Genomic DNA, 13,708 nt, shown 5'->3' with positions numbered 1-13,708 from the left:
ATACTCCTTGCAAACACAAGGGTTGGGGTTAACCGCCCAACCGTAAAATTGACGACTCACTGGTTACCCCCTTTGAGTCGTCACCCAAAATAAGATTGATTGCGTATGACAAACATCCCCCTGGGCCGCGGCTCGGGGGGATGTTTTTGTGTTCTAGGTAATTGTGGTCCTGGCCACCTTACCGTTCGTGCGAGAGGTGTTGGCACGCCGGCGCCTGGTTTCACCAATCGCAGGTATCAACATGCTGCCTAATCCCGGGGCCGCACCCGGTACCGCAACACCGTCTTGGCCTTCTCCGGTGCGGTGCGGCGGGGATCGGTCAGGTAGATTTCGCGGTGCCAGTAGTCCCCCATCGTCGGGGTCACCTGCAGGTCGTTTTCAGCCACGACCTGTTGGAGCTGGGCAAACGTCTCGGCCTCCGTGGCAAACGGCCCATGATGAATCGCTTGGACGACGGTGCCCTCCGCGTACGTTTCCCACTGAAGGTCCGCGAAATACGGATTGGTCTTCTTGGCCAACACCTGGTCGCGCGCTGCTTCAAAGTCCGCGACGGTCAGGCGGTCCGGTTGGCGCAACATGATCTTGTATTTGAGCGCCGCCTTGTTGAGTGTGGCTCCGCGCGAGCCGTCCGTCGTGGTCCAAACGCCCTCCAACGGGTACACGGTGTATTCGTAAGGGTCACCCAGTTCGCCGCGTTTTAGCGCCATTCGCAGTTGGTAGGCCACGGGATACAGGGCCGCCACGTGCTCGCCAAAGGCCGGTTGATTGGGATCACCGGCCCCTGTGAGCGTGATGAAATTCAACTGGGGCAACGTTAAGCGCGTAGGAGACTTAGGCAAATACCACCCTTTTTCTGCCCGCCGCCATTCGTGTTTCATGAGTGTTTGCCCCCTTACTTCGCTACCAGTGGCACCAGCATTTCGCCGTGCACGCCAGTCTCATCGCTACCGGTCACGTAAGACGTGTTGGGGCCACCGACGTAGGCGTAGTCGGTCAGCTGCGGCAAAATTTCACCAAAGGCCGGGCCCTCCAGCGTGTTGTACAACCCCATTTGGTCCGCAGCGCTCCCGGTGATCACCAGGTACTTGCCGGCCGGAAAAGTGATCAGCCGTTGCCCATCGGCCGGCGTCGTGTCTGGTGCGACCTCGCGTCCGGCGTAGTAGTGAAATTCCCCGTTGATGGCTTCGTTGACGGCAAAGGGATAGTCGTTGAGCCCGTCCAACTGGGCCAGCGCGTTTTCGGCGTTGATGCGTTGCCAGAAGTCCGTTTTCTGTTGCCCCATCGCGGGAAAGTCGCCGGTCAGAATCGTGCCAATGCCCAAGACCGTGAATGCGGGTTTCGTTTCAATCGTGTAATTTGCCATGTGTGATGGCCTCCTTTAAGTTGATGGCCCTAGTATAGGGTATAATGATGTCAAAAACTGACACTATTTAGGAGGGGTTCCATGAATAAAACGGCCCGGGTCAACACCATGATGCGCTACATCAATAACCGCCAATTCTTTACGATTCGCGAACTAATGACCCACTTTCACGTCTCGCGCAGTACGGTCATCCGCGACCTCAATAATATTCAGGAGCTGGGCATGCCGCTGACCGCCAGCGTGGGGCGCGACGGTGGCTACGCCGTCTTGCAAAATCAACTGCTACCGGCCGTGCAATTCAATAGCGAGGAGCTCAAGGCACTGTTCGTCAGCTTTTTGGCAACACTCAACACTCAGCTGCCCTACCTGCAAAATCGCAAGACGTTAACGGAAAAATTGGTGGCCATCGCCTCCCAGACGCAACAAGATGACCTCTTGACGCTCCAGGAACTCCTGGTCTTCAGCCATACGAATCCCGCCAACACGCGCTTGACGGAGCTGACCGACTTTGCACCGCCGATGTTAAAAACGCTGCTCAACACCTGCCTGACCAGCCGCCAAGTCCAACTCACGACGGCCAGTGCCACCACGACCGTGTGGGTCCGCCACGTTTACAATCGTCAAGAAACTTGGTTTGTCGACGCCTGGGACCTGACGCACCACCGGTTCCAAGAGGTCGCCGTGACCGATATCCAAACCGTAGCACCGGTCGCGCAGGAACAAACGCTAGACCCCACTGCCATCACGGCCGCCATTCAGGCCGCCCGACCGCGCCCCAATGTGATTGTCCACCTGCAAGCGGCGGCTATTCAACAGTTCCGCCAGCATCCCCACCCAACGGCTCCGCTGCAATTCCTAGACCCCTTCCAGCAAACTGCCCGCCTGGAGTGCGCCCTCGACGTGACCCAACCCCACCAGCTGGCCGACTTCACCCACTGGCTGCTCTACTTAGGCCCGACCGCCACGCTGACCCAGGCACCGACCGCCTTGAAAACCGTGATTCGCCGGGAATGCCAGGCGCGTTTGGCGCAATTATCTTAGGGCAAAGCGTGGGCTAACAGGCGGTTAACTGGCGAGTATTACGAGGCTGTCAATGAGCAATCCTGACACCATGAGGCACAAAAAAAGCCCGGGATCCTTGTCTCTCCCAGACTCTAATTGGCTTACTTTTCACCTAACACCGCTTGATTCAACAGCGGCTTGCCTTCAGCGTCGACCAGCACCGTCATGCCGGAGCCCAGCGTCGCGTACATGCCTAACAGGTACTGCACGCCGGTCTCCTTGTCCGTGATGACCTGTACCGTCGTGGCGCCTTTGACCTTGGGGGTGTCCACGATGAACCGTTCCGTTTTTGCCAACTGAATCCCTCCCTCGTGATACCCCCAGTTTACCATGCCAGCGAGCAATTCACCGGATCAGGCGACCGTCATTTGGCCGTCCATGATCTGATAGATTCGATCGGCGAAGTCGCGTAACCGCAGATCGTGGGTCACCACGACGATGGCCTTGTGGTGTTGCTTGGCGAGGTCGTGCAGGAGTTGGCCGACGACGGCCACGCGAGCACTATCTAACGCCGCCGTCGGTTCATCGGCCAAGATGATGTCCGGATTTTGGTACAGCGCGCGGGCAATCGCCACCCGCTGCGTTTGCCCACCGGATAGCTCGGCAGGAAATTGCTGCGTCAACTGCCCGATGCCCAATTGGTCGAGCAAGGCGCTCAGGTCAGCGGCGGACAGGTTGCCCTGTGGCTTCACCCGGTCGACCAATGAGAACTGGTCTTGCACCGTCAAATATGGCACCAGGTTGTAGGCCTGTAAGATGAAGCCGATTTTGTTCAACCGTAAAGCGTCGCGGGCTTTGGTCGTGAGCTGGCCCAACGACTGATCTTGGACCTGTACCTGACCGGTCGTGGGTGTCTGAATCCCACCGGCAATCGTGAGAAAGGTGCTCTTCCCGGAACCGGATGGGCCCAGCACCAGGCTGACTTCCCCGGCGGTGGCGCTGAAATTAATATCCTCGAGGACCGTCACTTGGTTGGTGGCGTGCCCAAACTGCTTGGTGACGTGGGATAACGTTAATGCTGGCATCATTTAGCCTCCAATCACGCTGACGGGGTCAACGCGCAAAATCAAACGAACGGGAATCAAAGCGCCAATCACGCCGGTCAGTAAAATACCGACCGTCACCCCCGCCAGGAGCGGTAGGTTAAAGCTCATCGGCACCCCGGCCGGTAACGCCAGGACGGTCGCCGCGGTCAGTAGTGCACCGATCACCAGGCCACTGACGACCAGCAACATGGCTTGGCTGATGGTGGTCTTGACCAGGACGCTGGCGGGAATCCCCTGCGCCCGCAACACCGCATAGTTCGGCAACTTTTGCATGGTTAAAATGTACAGGAACACGGCGATAACGACCATGGCAATGACCATCAAAAAGGCAATCATAAAGGTAAAGGTCGTGTTTTGTGCCGAGTAGCCCGGCAATTTATTAATAAACTGTTGGCGCGTCAACGTCTGGACGCCGGCCGTTTTCGGGGCAAAGTGCGCATCGTTAGAGACCACCCCGCTGGCCTTGAAATTGGCGGTCACGTGACTCAAGGTCCGCCACGTCCCCAGTGACCCGTAGATCACCGGCGCCACGCTCAACTTGGCATTGTGGGTGAAACCAACGATAGTGTACTTGCCGGCAGTGGCGTTCAACTGCACCCGGTCGCCCAGGCGATAACCGTTGTCGTGAAAACTGTCATCGACTAAGATCTGCCGAGCTGTCGCCGGTCGCTGACCACTGGTGACCTTGAGGTTGCGGGCCACAAACTGATGGGCTTGCAGGCCAACAAACTGCGCGGACAATTTCGGTTGACCGGCCGCCTTGGCGACAACGCCCGCCTGACCAATGTAGGCCTCGTGGTCGGACAGCGCCAGTTTATCCGTCGTGGCCGTCGTCAATAGCGACTGCGACAGGCTCTCGTTGGCGTCGCTGTTGAGGGCGATTTTGCTGGTTCCCCAGCTACTGATGGCCTGCGTGTTCTGTTGCGCCAGGCCGTACGCCAAGCCGCTCAGCACAAAGACCAGGTAACTGACCAAGACGACCATCCCCACGATGAGGCCATAGCGTAATTTTTCGTGACGAATTTCCCTTAAGGCTAAAAACATGGTTATTCCCCCTTCGCCAGGAGCCGTAACGCCTGCTGGAAACGGGCCAGCTCGGCCGCCTGGGTTTGCGGTCGCAACATCACGGCCTTAATCGTGGCGTGGCTGAGGGTCATGGCCGCCCAATCCGCCGCCGGTAAATCGGTGGGCACGGACCGCGCGGGCAACAGGCTTTCGTTTTCCCCGTAGTGGCGCCGAATCAGCTCGTCATATTGGCTGCCAGTAAAGTGCGTCAAAAAGGCCGTCACCGCCTGGTAGTAGCGCTGCGGGTCAAAGGATCCTTGGGGGGCGGTGGGCACACCCTGGTGCACGGCAGTCATGGCTGCGCGGTAAAGCGTTTGGTAGGCGTCCGTCAGGTCAGCAAAGTATTTATAAAACGCTCCGCGTGCAATGTCTGCAGCGGTAACGATCCGTGCCACCTGGGCATCGGCGAGGCTGTGTGCCGAAAATTCCTGTAGCAAGGCCGCCATCACACGGGCCTTTTTTTCGGGATTTAAATGATCAAATGTAGCAGTTGGCATGGATTTTCGCTCCTTTTTACGTTAGAAGTGACATCGTGTCACTTTGATTGATGACTGTAGTCTAGCACGCAGGTGACACGGTGTCAACTTTCGGTCAAAAGAAAAGAGCTTGGCAACCATCGCCAAACTCTTGAATTTTCCTTTTAAATGGCCAACCCGTGCGCCAGTCTCGCTCACCGCCCGTTAGGCCACTCACCCGCCTTAATCCGTTGCCAAATGCTTGGGTTCGCCAATGATGAAGTGCCCGGCAATCGCAATCACTAAGAAGACGACCGCCACGCCGCAAACACCTAGCCAACCGGCATGACTCCAGGCCCAAGTGGCCGACAGGGTGCCGATGGAGCCGCCCAGAAAGTAGCTAAACATGAAGACGGAATTGTTCCGGCTACTCTGCTTGCGGTTCAGGGATTGGACGATGGCCTGGCAAGAGACCTGGCTAAATTGCGTCCCCAGGTCCAACAAGACGATCCCCACGATCAAGCCGATGAGCCAGTGACCCATCAGCCAAAAGATCACGAAGGCGACCCCGGAAAAGATCATTCCGAGACTGACCGTCAATCGTGGCGAACGTTGGTCGACCATGTTACCGATCACGGGCGCCGCCAAGACCCCGGCGATGCCCAACAGCCCTAATAGCCCGGCCACGTTACTGCCCAAATGGTATTGCGCGGCCAGATAAAAGGCCAATGTGGACCAGAGCACGTTGGACATGCCAAACATGCAAAAACCGTTGATGGCTGCCCCGCGCAAAGGCCGTTGTGTGGCGAATAACTTCGGCAGCGTCTGAATCACCGGCCAGTATTTCAGGTCCTGATGCCCCCGTTCGTCATGCGGTAGTTGAAAATGCACGATGATCAGGAAAATCAGATCGATCCCCGCGGCAACCAGGTAGATGTCTTGCCACGGCATGATGCTCCCAAGCAGGCCACTAAACGACCGCGACAGCAAGATCCCGGTCAGCAGCCCACTGAGCACGATGCCCAAGACCTTGCCGCGTTGCAGGCCCGGCGCCAAATATCCGGCGTAGGGGATGATGATCTGTGGAGCCACCGAGGTGATTCCCACCAGCGCCGTCGCCACGGCAAACACCCCGGCATTGGGCGCCCAGTGGGCCAACAATAAGGACCCAATCGACAGAATCATCATGAATTGAATCAAATGATAGCGGTCAAAAATGTCGCCCAGCGGCACGATCAGCAGTAAGCCAAACGCATATCCCAACTGCGTGACCATCGCCAGCATACCGACAACGGCCTTGGACAGGTTGAAGTCCGCGGCAATCAGGTTTTCAATCGGCTGGATGAAGTTCAGATTGGCGACGATGACCCCCGTCACCACCGCCATTAGTAAAATGGTTTTCTTGGATAAAGTTGCTTGTTCTTTCACGTCAGAAATCCCTCCTAACAAAAGTTTAGAACTTTTGTTAGGAAATGGCCACCACCATTCGCCGATGGTACCGTTTTTAGCCTGGGATAAAATCTTCCAGGCTTCTTGCGTCACCTTTATCTAGTCGAAACGTGCGCCAACAGGCAGCCGGTTCCGCTTAAAACTGCTAACCAAACAATCCAAAACCAGGATTATTCGGTTAGCAGCCTTAATGCTCGCCGGCTAATCGCCTTTTGGCCCACTCTTTTTTATTTCCCCTGTAACTTACGCAATCGCGGCGCAATCACGGTCGGCCACATCGCCTTTAACAACGCGTAGCCCACAATGACGCCGACCAACGCACTCATGAAAAAGCTTGGCAAGAACAGCCAAACGGCGCCGGTCGTGCCCATCAACCAGGCCGCCACCGGATAGGCTACAAAGGCCCCTAAGATACCGGAACCCACCAGTTCGCCCAGCGCGGCCGCCAACAATTTACCCGTTCGCTGGAACAACCAACCGCTAAGAAACGCGCCAATCATACTGCCGGGAAAGGCCAAGACGGTCCCGGTCCCCATGATATTACGAATCAGCGAGGTCAAAAAGGCCTGGGCCAAGGCCCACCACGGCCCCAGCAAGACGCCGGTCACGACATCGATCAAATGCTGGACCGGCGCAACCTTAGCTACCCCAATGGTAAACGAAAAGGCGCTACCGCCAATCACGGCGAGCGCGACTAGCATGGCGGTCAACGTCATCGGATACACTTTCTTTGACACACGACTCACATCCCTACTTAAATTACCAAAAAAGTCCCCCGTTCCCCACGACGACGGTTTTCCTGATCATTCAGTAGACCGACCACTTTCCTACGCGAGTGTTAACTCAACAGGTTCGAAGGGATTGGATTGTCATCCATCTCAGCCCACGGGCACCCCCAGTGTCTTTTTTAGTTGTGCCCAACTATACCGGGTCTGGCCGTCGTTTGCAACACATAATACGCTGCACTGATTCGGGATTAATGCGATTGTTGCGCCGAACTATTTTCGGTCTGGTATACTGAGAAACGGGAGGGATTCGATGCTAAAAAAGATTGTCACCATCACGGCCGCCGCACTGTTGGGCGGTCTCATTTTACCAGCCACCGCGCAGGCCATTCGCTATACAATGGCCGACCACATCACGTTTCACACTGGTGCTATGTACTACCACAACAAGAATCGGCAGTCGCACGCCATTTGGAACTGGACGCACTCGCGCAAACTACATAATCTTAAAAATTATCCGCACACGACCTGGGTCGTCAAACAAACGGCGCTGTTCATTCACGGCACGCACCGGGCTCGCTACTACTACGTCGTCAGCAAGAATCGGCGGACGGCTGGGTGGGTCTGGCACGGCTTCCTACAGTCTGGCACTTACCGGCGCCAACAACTCACAACTGATGGGTTAACCTTGTCGCCCCAATTGACCAGCGACGATGCCACCACGCTGGAAAGTTTTATCGTCACTCAGCTCCAAAAAGATGGCTATGACTTCAACAACCACTTGGCCATGATGAATGACTACTACTGGTCCAATCACCTGACGCCGGCCCAAATGCCCTACGCCGCTGTCATCAAGCTGGTTCGCATCAAGGGACTCGACCCTACGTCAATCTCGGATGCCAGCCAAGACAACGTCGCGCACCTGGCCAAATTGATTGATCCGAAGCAGGGCGACACGACGTTAGAGACAACGGGAAAGGGGCAGTTGGGCGTTCAGCTGGTCCGGACGATTGAGCAAGCCTTGGTGGCCCATCACGCCAAAACCTATGTCTTAAACATTAAGCTGAGCGGGAATCTGACCGCCGGCACGCCTCATTTACAATATACGTTATATATGAGCTAATTAACAAAATGATGACGACTTTTCGCGGTCGTCATCATTTTTTATTGTTATTCTTATGGGCGGTCACGCTAGGATTACCGGTCGATCAAGCTGCTTTTCGCCCAATCGCCACCCCCAGTGACCAATTAGCCCCCAACCAGATTACTAGTTAACGCACCCCACAAACGATTGACAGTCTGGTATACTGAACCAACCAGCTGTTCTCACCCCTGGCGGCTGGCTTGCCTTCCTTACCCCAACGAGCCTGGGACACAACCTCCCAGGCTCGTTCACGTCATGCCTCTAAAATTCAATCAGCTTATGATGAATCGCATACCGCACCAGATCCACGTGCGAATCCAGTTCCAGCTTGCGCATAATGTTGGCCTTGTGAGCCTCGACCGTCTTAGTGGTGATATTGAGCTTAGCCGCCACTTCCTTGTTGGAATAGCCCAGCGCCACCAGGGGCATGACCTCGCGCTCGCGTTTCGACAGCGGGCTATGGCCCCACAGGTTGGTTTTATCCACGTCGGTCAAAATGTCTTTGATGTCTGACTTCAGCAAGATGACGTTTTCATCTACGTAATGCCGGCCATTGACGATGGTCGTGATGGCGTTGATGATTTCCGAATCCGGCGAACTCTTCAATACGTAGCCCGCCGCCCCATTCTTGATGGCTTGGTCGACATAGTCTTCTTCACCATGCATCGACAAAATGAGGATCCAAATCTTGGGATACTGGTTGTGAATGCGTTTGGTCGTGACCAGACCACTTTCACCCGGCGGCATGCTCAGATCCATGATGATCATGTCAATGTCACCGCGACCGGCCCGCACAAACGTGTCGTTGCCGTTAGCCGCCTCAGCCACCACCTGGTAGTCCGGCTGCTGGTCAATGATCTTCTTCAACCCTTCACGCACGATGGCGTGGTCATCCGCTACTAAGACTTTATACATTTTGCAGACTCCCCTTATCCGTACAAACGGGGAACTTGACCTGCACGGTGGTGCCAGCCCCCGGTTGTGAAATTAGCGCAAAGACGCCATTGAGCGCCTTGATACGATCATGCATGTCACTGAGGCCGAGTGAATGGCCGTTGAACTGGGTGTGCTGACTGACATCGAAGCCATCCCCATCATCAATGATCTGCAGTGTGATGAAGTGATGGTGCTCGACCAATAAAATCATGATTTCGTGGGCGTTGGCGTGTTTTAGTGCGTTGTTGATGGCTTCCTGAGCCACCCGATACATGGCGCTTTGAATCTCACCGGACAATTCTTCGGGCGACGCATTGCCACTCACCGAGATCTGAATCCCAGTGGTCGCCTGCAGTCGGGTGGCCAAGGCACGCAAGGCCGCAAACAGCCCAAAGTCATCCATCACGGACGGCCGCACGCTCAGCGCCATGTTCTTGACCTCTGCCAAAGTGGCCTGGAGCTGCTTGGTAATGGCCGCCGCCTGGTCGGCTCGCTCGGTCGCGCTCAACGCATCGTTGGCCAGGCTGTTGACCCCGGTCATCGCAAAATACAACCCCTGCGCAATGTTGTCGTGGAGGTCCGCCGAAATCTGATGACGGTCGGCCTCATTGGCCCGCACGATGACACGATTGATCTCGTCGTGTTGGGCCAACCGCAAGCCTCGATTGACAGAACTACAACTCTTCAAGGTTAAGGAGGTGATGTGCGTCGCGTCGTCCAACGTTTTATAAAACATCAAATAGCCTGCATCGACCGATTCATCCCCCTCAGCCAATACCGGGACCACCACCTCTTGGGTTTTTTTCGCAATCTCACAGGTTGGGCAATCCGTCACGGGACGTCCTTGCCGGTCCACTGCCGCTTGCGCAATTTCATATAGGTAATGCGGATCAAAATTGAGTTTTGCTTTTAAACACCGCGCCGCCTGATTACACGCTAGCATCTCATCTTCTTGGAACAAAATAATGGCAACGGGGGCATTTTCAAAGTAACGCGTGATCCACTTCTCGTTCTCATTCAAAGCCCATCCTCCTGTCCTATTTCTGGTTAACTCTTTAAAATATATAGACTGCTGTTAATCAACAACAATCGTAACCGTTTAGCGGTCAACCTTCCTATCCTTGTAGTATAACATATCGTCAGTAAAGCGGTTACAGTTCTCAAGGATTCTTGTGCACCTGCACACAAAAAGTGGGCGTTTTGTGCGAGCGTCCACCTTCTGGTTCGTTATGATTCTTAACTAATTGCTGGCCTTGACCAAGGTCTTATTCGCCGTCACATACCAGCCGTTAGGAAGCACCAGCCGCGTCGTTAAATGATACCGTTGAATCTTTGCAACCTTCAAGATCCGACCGCGCCGATAGTGGCTGACCCGTTTCGTCAAGTTGCGATTGCGATAGGCATTGACCCCTTGTCGATTGATGACCCGGATCCGCTTAGGCGCGCGCTGATAGTACGTTTTTGTGATAAACGCCGAGACAGTCGTCACATACCCTTGACGGCCAAACGTCGCCGAAGCGTGGTTGACGTCACGCACCCGATAGCGCAAACGTCCCTGCTTGGAGCGGCCATACCCCGTCACCACAAATTGTGGCCGTCGAATCCGCGGTCGACGCGGATAGAAGTAGCGCCGCGTATGCTTGGTGAAGGTCGGCTGACGATAGAGGCCCACTTTCTTTAGGGCGTAAACGGCTTGTCCCTTCACGGCTAACTTAGCAGGCGCTGACGAGGTTGACGAACTGGCGCTAGACACTGTTGATTGGGCGCTGGTCATCGTGCTGGCCGATGACGACGCCTTGTTGCCATGGGTCAAGGGAATATCAACCAACGTTGTATACGGACTATTCATTATTTGAGAGCCATAATTCGCCCAAAGTGTCCGAACTCTCACGGAACTGGCATCAGCCGGAATCCCTTGAATATCCATGTTCTTCAGTTGGTCGAAGTTAATCGTCGTTGGATCCATGTCCCCCGGTTCTAATTCGGTTATCTGCGTTAACGCCCGGTACCAAGGAAAAATATAATGCCACTCATGATTGTTAAAATCAACCTGATTGAATGCGTCAATTTTCTCCTGCGTAATGGGATGCGTTAAGGCACCGATAGGTTCAGCGTCAGGAAGATGGGGACCCGAAAAGCTTTCGAAGCTCGCCGTTTGCGCTGGCGTTTCCAAGCGAAACATGCCAACATTTTGGAAAGACTTCCCCTGCGTAGGGTCTATCGCCAATGTCTTGGGCAAGAATGCAGCTCCTGGCACACCACCTTTAATGACCGCACGACCGTCACTAACGCTTAAGGCCGATTGATCTCGAACCGATCCCCGTTCCGGTAATCCTTGAACGGTGTCAATGACGCCAGATACTGCCAACTTATCAATCGCCGAAAAGTCTGTGATCTGATTTTGACTAACGTTCAAATTATCATACACGACTCCAGAGTCACGCAAGCCGGCTAATTCGTTAAACCCGCTTGTCGTCAAGTCATCGTTTAACATATCTACATCCAGTGGGTTGCTGGCACTCCCGATACACTGGACTAATTTGGCCGCCTTGTGATCAAAATCTGGCTGACCATCAACGCTAATAACACCGAACAGATCCTTAAGCGCACTCATCCCGGTCCAATTTAAAATGGGCTTGGTGACAGTTGGAAACCCTTGACTATCCGGCGAAATGACAAAAACACGGTTGAGCCAATTTTCGTTTTGCCTAAAGTTATCGACCGTTTTCTTCAAATTATCCGTGGGCTTAGCCTGCAGCGCATAAGCCACAGCTTGGCGTAACTCCGCATTCGGAAAAGCCTGTTCGATCGTATCGCCATCCGGTATTGATGTTTGAATTTGCTGCTCAAACTCTGCATCGGCTAGCGTCGGTACCGTACTGGTCTGATTAGCAGTCGACACTTGGGTCGCCGCCTGTACCGTTTGCACGGTCACCCCAGTTATCAGACCAACTCCCACAATCAAGCCCGTTACCAAGATTAACCACTTTGCCTTTTTCACATACATTCAATCATCCCCGACATATTTTGACGTTAACGTCTTATAACGACATTATGCGTCTGCCAGGGCCGCAATACAATCTTCCTCCTAACGAATTCATACGTCAACGACAAATACTGTCGCTAACTTGTGCCCACCAAAAAAGCGCGCCGCCAACAGTCAACACGCTTCCTTGCGGCAATCGCCCACACCCGATTGCCTCACTTATTTTCCGCCATCTGCCGGTTGTACTGGCACTTCAATGCGGCCAGCTTGACCTCGATGACTTCATTTTGATTGATTCGGGTAAAGGCTAACGTCTCATCCATTAGCCGCTGAATCGTGGCCGGTTGTTTGCCCTGGTTGACCGCATTTTGCGTCGCCAGGAACTTCAACCGGGGTAAGTAATAGGTCACCCGCTCATCGGAACACAGTTGCACACCGGTGTCGATGAGTTGATTGCTCAGCCGATACTTCTCTTGGCCCGCGTAGAATTCGGCGGTAAAGAAGATCAGCGTCAGCATGCGCAAGTAGTATTGATTGGGCTCATCCAGATGGTCGTCCGGGTGGTAAGCCTTGATGTGCTGGTAGACCTTTTCAAAGTAAAACTCGGCCTGCTGCATTTCCTGGTGCCGGGCGTACATGATGCCGGACCCCAAAAATGCCAGCTGGGTAAAAATCGTTTGGTGCCGCTCGTCCAGGTCGTTTAAGATCTGAGCAAAGTCAAAGAGAATCTTGTCGGGTTGCTGATTGACTAACGCGTTCACGCACCCGCGCAGGTAACAGAACTGCATCTTCACGTTGATCTCATCGATTTGGTTGATCTTGATCTTCGCCAAGCGTTTCAACACGTCCTGATAATTTTCCATCATCAGTTCCTTTTCGATGTTGTCCAGGTCGTGGCGCAATTGCACCGCCGTTTCCGCGCTTTCCTGGTAGAGATCATCCACCGTTAATCCCAGCCGCACACACAGCTTGCTCAAAATCGTTAACGACGGGACACGATTATTATTTTCAAATTTACTGAGCGTCGCCTGCGTGCAGATTCCCGTACACAGCTTGACTTGGGAAATCTTGAGGGCCTTGCGGCGAGCCACAAAGATGCCAATATTCATTTACCTCACCCTTATTCGTGAATACCTAAAGCGACTTTGGCGTAGCGGGTCATCTTGGCCATGTCCCACGCCGGTTCCCAGACCAGGTTGATCTCGCAGTGTTCCACGCCTTCGACGGCCGTGACCACCTGCTTGATGGCCTCGTCCAAGACGTGCGTCAACGGACAACCCATAGTGGTCAGCGTCATGTCGACCCGGCAAGTATCCCCCGTCACCGTTACGTCGTAGATCAGGCCCAGGTTGACCAGATCGATTCCTAATTCGGGGTCGATCACCATTTCCAACGCCTTCATGACCTGGGATTCTGCCGGCGTTAACTGTTTATCTTCATCCAATATCATCCGTTGACCCTCCTCGTTTTCGTGGTC

At 54.4% G+C, this 13,708-nt stretch carries 15 protein-coding genes and 1 riboswitch; of the genes, 2 read left to right on the top strand and 13 right to left on the bottom strand.

The window, feature by feature from the left end:
• Positions 1–248: 248 nt before the first annotated feature.
• Positions 249–878, bottom strand: a complete 630-nt coding sequence (locus EGT51_RS08970) for a GyrI-like domain-containing protein (protein ID WP_135368375.1) — start codon at positions 876–878, stop codon at positions 249–251.
• A gap of 14 nt (positions 879–892) precedes the next feature.
• Complete coding sequence (locus EGT51_RS08965; protein WP_135368374.1) at positions 893–1,363, bottom strand: GyrI-like domain-containing protein; 471 nt, start codon at positions 1,361–1,363, stop codon at positions 893–895.
• 81 nt (positions 1,364–1,444) lie between these two features.
• On the opposite strand from EGT51_RS08965, the gene EGT51_RS08960 reads away from it, so the two are divergent.
• Complete coding sequence (locus EGT51_RS08960) at positions 1,445–2,404, top strand: helix-turn-helix transcriptional regulator (protein WP_135368373.1); 960 nt, start codon at positions 1,445–1,447, stop codon at positions 2,402–2,404.
• Positions 2,405–2,526: 122 nt separating this feature from the next.
• On the opposite strand, the gene EGT51_RS08955 is transcribed toward EGT51_RS08960, so the two are convergent.
• The 6 genes from EGT51_RS08955 to thiW all read right to left on the bottom strand — a co-directional run bounded on the left by EGT51_RS08955 (position 2,527) and on the right by thiW (position 7,156).
• Positions 2,527–2,721 carry a DUF6440 family protein gene (locus EGT51_RS08955; protein WP_135368372.1) on the bottom strand — a complete coding sequence of 65 codons (195 nt, stop codon included), beginning with the start codon at positions 2,719–2,721 and terminating at the stop codon, positions 2,527–2,529.
• A 57-nt stretch (positions 2,722–2,778) separates the two neighbouring features.
• Positions 2,779–3,450 carry an ABC transporter ATP-binding protein gene (locus EGT51_RS08950; protein WP_135368371.1) on the bottom strand — a complete coding sequence of 224 codons (672 nt, stop codon included), beginning with the start codon at positions 3,448–3,450 and terminating at the stop codon, positions 2,779–2,781.
• Between the two features lie 3 nt (positions 3,451–3,453).
• Positions 3,454–4,515, bottom strand: a complete 1,062-nt coding sequence (locus EGT51_RS08945; RefSeq protein WP_135368370.1) for an ABC transporter permease — start codon at positions 4,513–4,515, stop codon at positions 3,454–3,456.
• Positions 4,516–4,517: 2 nt separating this feature from the next.
• Positions 4,518–5,033 (bottom strand): TetR/AcrR family transcriptional regulator, encoded by a 516-nt coding sequence (locus tag EGT51_RS08940; protein ID WP_135368369.1) that lies wholly within the window; start codon positions 5,031–5,033, stop codon positions 4,518–4,520.
• Positions 5,034–5,234: 201 nt separating this feature from the next.
• Positions 5,235–6,419 (bottom strand): MFS transporter, encoded by a 1,185-nt coding sequence (locus EGT51_RS08935; RefSeq protein ID WP_135368368.1) that lies wholly within the window; start codon positions 6,417–6,419, stop codon positions 5,235–5,237.
• A gap of 248 nt (positions 6,420–6,667) precedes the next feature.
• On the bottom strand, positions 6,668–7,156 hold the full coding sequence (gene thiW / locus EGT51_RS08930; protein WP_135368393.1) for an energy coupling factor transporter S component ThiW: 489 nt from the start codon (positions 7,154–7,156) through the stop codon (positions 6,668–6,670).
• A gap of 91 nt (positions 7,157–7,247) precedes the next feature.
• A riboswitch (TPP riboswitch) is annotated at positions 7,248–7,347 on the bottom strand.
• A gap of 131 nt (positions 7,348–7,478) precedes the next feature.
• Here thiW and EGT51_RS08925 point away from each other — a divergent pair.
• Complete coding sequence (locus tag EGT51_RS08925; RefSeq protein WP_135368367.1) at positions 7,479–8,288, top strand: hypothetical protein; 810 nt, start codon at positions 7,479–7,481, stop codon at positions 8,286–8,288.
• 282 nt (positions 8,289–8,570) lie between these two features.
• Here the strand turns inward: EGT51_RS08925 and EGT51_RS08920 are convergent, their stop codons facing one another.
• The 5 genes from EGT51_RS08920 to EGT51_RS08900 form a co-directional block, all read right to left on the bottom strand.
• Positions 8,571–9,224 (bottom strand): response regulator, encoded by a 654-nt coding sequence (locus tag EGT51_RS08920; protein ID WP_135368366.1) that lies wholly within the window; start codon positions 9,222–9,224, stop codon positions 8,571–8,573.
• A complete protein-coding gene (locus EGT51_RS08915; protein WP_135368365.1) occupies positions 9,217–10,266 on the bottom strand; it encodes a sensor histidine kinase in 1,050 nt (349 codons plus the stop codon). The genes EGT51_RS08920 and EGT51_RS08915 overlap by 8 nt, the downstream gene beginning before the upstream one ends.
• A 219-nt stretch (positions 10,267–10,485) precedes the next feature.
• On the bottom strand, positions 10,486–12,252 hold the full coding sequence (locus EGT51_RS08910) for a DUF5776 domain-containing protein (protein ID WP_135368364.1): 1,767 nt from the start codon (positions 12,250–12,252) through the stop codon (positions 10,486–10,488).
• Between the two features lie 194 nt (positions 12,253–12,446).
• The gene (locus tag EGT51_RS08905; protein WP_135368363.1) at positions 12,447–13,340 is read right to left on the bottom strand and encodes a helix-turn-helix domain-containing protein; all 894 of its coding nucleotides are present in this window, start codon (positions 13,338–13,340) and stop codon (positions 12,447–12,449) included.
• A gap of 11 nt (positions 13,341–13,351) precedes the next feature.
• Positions 13,352–13,681, bottom strand: coding sequence for a metal-sulfur cluster assembly factor (locus tag EGT51_RS08900; protein ID WP_135368362.1), 330 nt, complete (start codon positions 13,679–13,681; stop codon positions 13,352–13,354).
• Positions 13,682–13,708 lie beyond the last annotated feature (27 nt).

This window comes from Levilactobacillus suantsaiihabitans (genome assembly GCF_004745505.1).
Lineage (GTDB): Bacteria > Bacillota > Bacilli > Lactobacillales > Lactobacillaceae > Levilactobacillus > Levilactobacillus suantsaiihabitans.
Note: the sequence above shows the minus strand (reverse complement) of the source record. Positions and strands in the feature narration are given on the sequence as shown.

Excerpts from the sequence above, each read along its gene's own strand:
- EGT51_RS08970 (WP_135368375.1), bottom strand. The coding sequence starts at position 878 with ATGAAACACGAATGGCGGCGGGCAGAAAAAGGGTGGTATTTGCCTAAG.
- EGT51_RS08965 (WP_135368374.1), bottom strand. The coding sequence starts at position 1,363 with ATGGCAAATTACACGATTGAAACGAAACCCGCATTCACGGTCTTGGGC.
- EGT51_RS08960 (WP_135368373.1), top strand. The coding sequence starts at position 1,445 with ATGAATAAAACGGCCCGGGTCAACACCATGATGCGCTACATCAATAAC.
- EGT51_RS08950 (WP_135368371.1), bottom strand. The coding sequence starts at position 3,450 with ATGCCAGCATTAACGTTATCCCACGTCACCAAGCAGTTTGGGCACGCC.
- EGT51_RS08945 (WP_135368370.1), bottom strand. The coding sequence starts at position 4,515 with ATGTTTTTAGCCTTAAGGGAAATTCGTCACGAAAAATTACGCTATGGC.
- EGT51_RS08940 (WP_135368369.1), bottom strand. The coding sequence starts at position 5,033 with ATGCCAACTGCTACATTTGATCATTTAAATCCCGAAAAAAAGGCCCGT.
- thiW (WP_135368393.1), bottom strand. The coding sequence starts at position 7,156 with ATGACGTTGACCGCCATGCTAGTCGCGCTCGCCGTGATTGGCGGTAGC.
- EGT51_RS08925 (WP_135368367.1), top strand. The coding sequence starts at position 7,479 with ATGCTAAAAAAGATTGTCACCATCACGGCCGCCGCACTGTTGGGCGGT.
- EGT51_RS08920 (WP_135368366.1), bottom strand. The coding sequence starts at position 9,224 with ATGTATAAAGTCTTAGTAGCGGATGACCACGCCATCGTGCGTGAAGGG.
- EGT51_RS08910 (WP_135368364.1), bottom strand. The coding sequence starts at position 12,252 with ATGTATGTGAAAAAGGCAAAGTGGTTAATCTTGGTAACGGGCTTGATT.
- EGT51_RS08905 (WP_135368363.1), bottom strand. The coding sequence starts at position 13,340 with ATGAATATTGGCATCTTTGTGGCTCGCCGCAAGGCCCTCAAGATTTCC.
- EGT51_RS08900 (WP_135368362.1), bottom strand. The coding sequence starts at position 13,681 with ATGATATTGGATGAAGATAAACAGTTAACGCCGGCAGAATCCCAGGTC.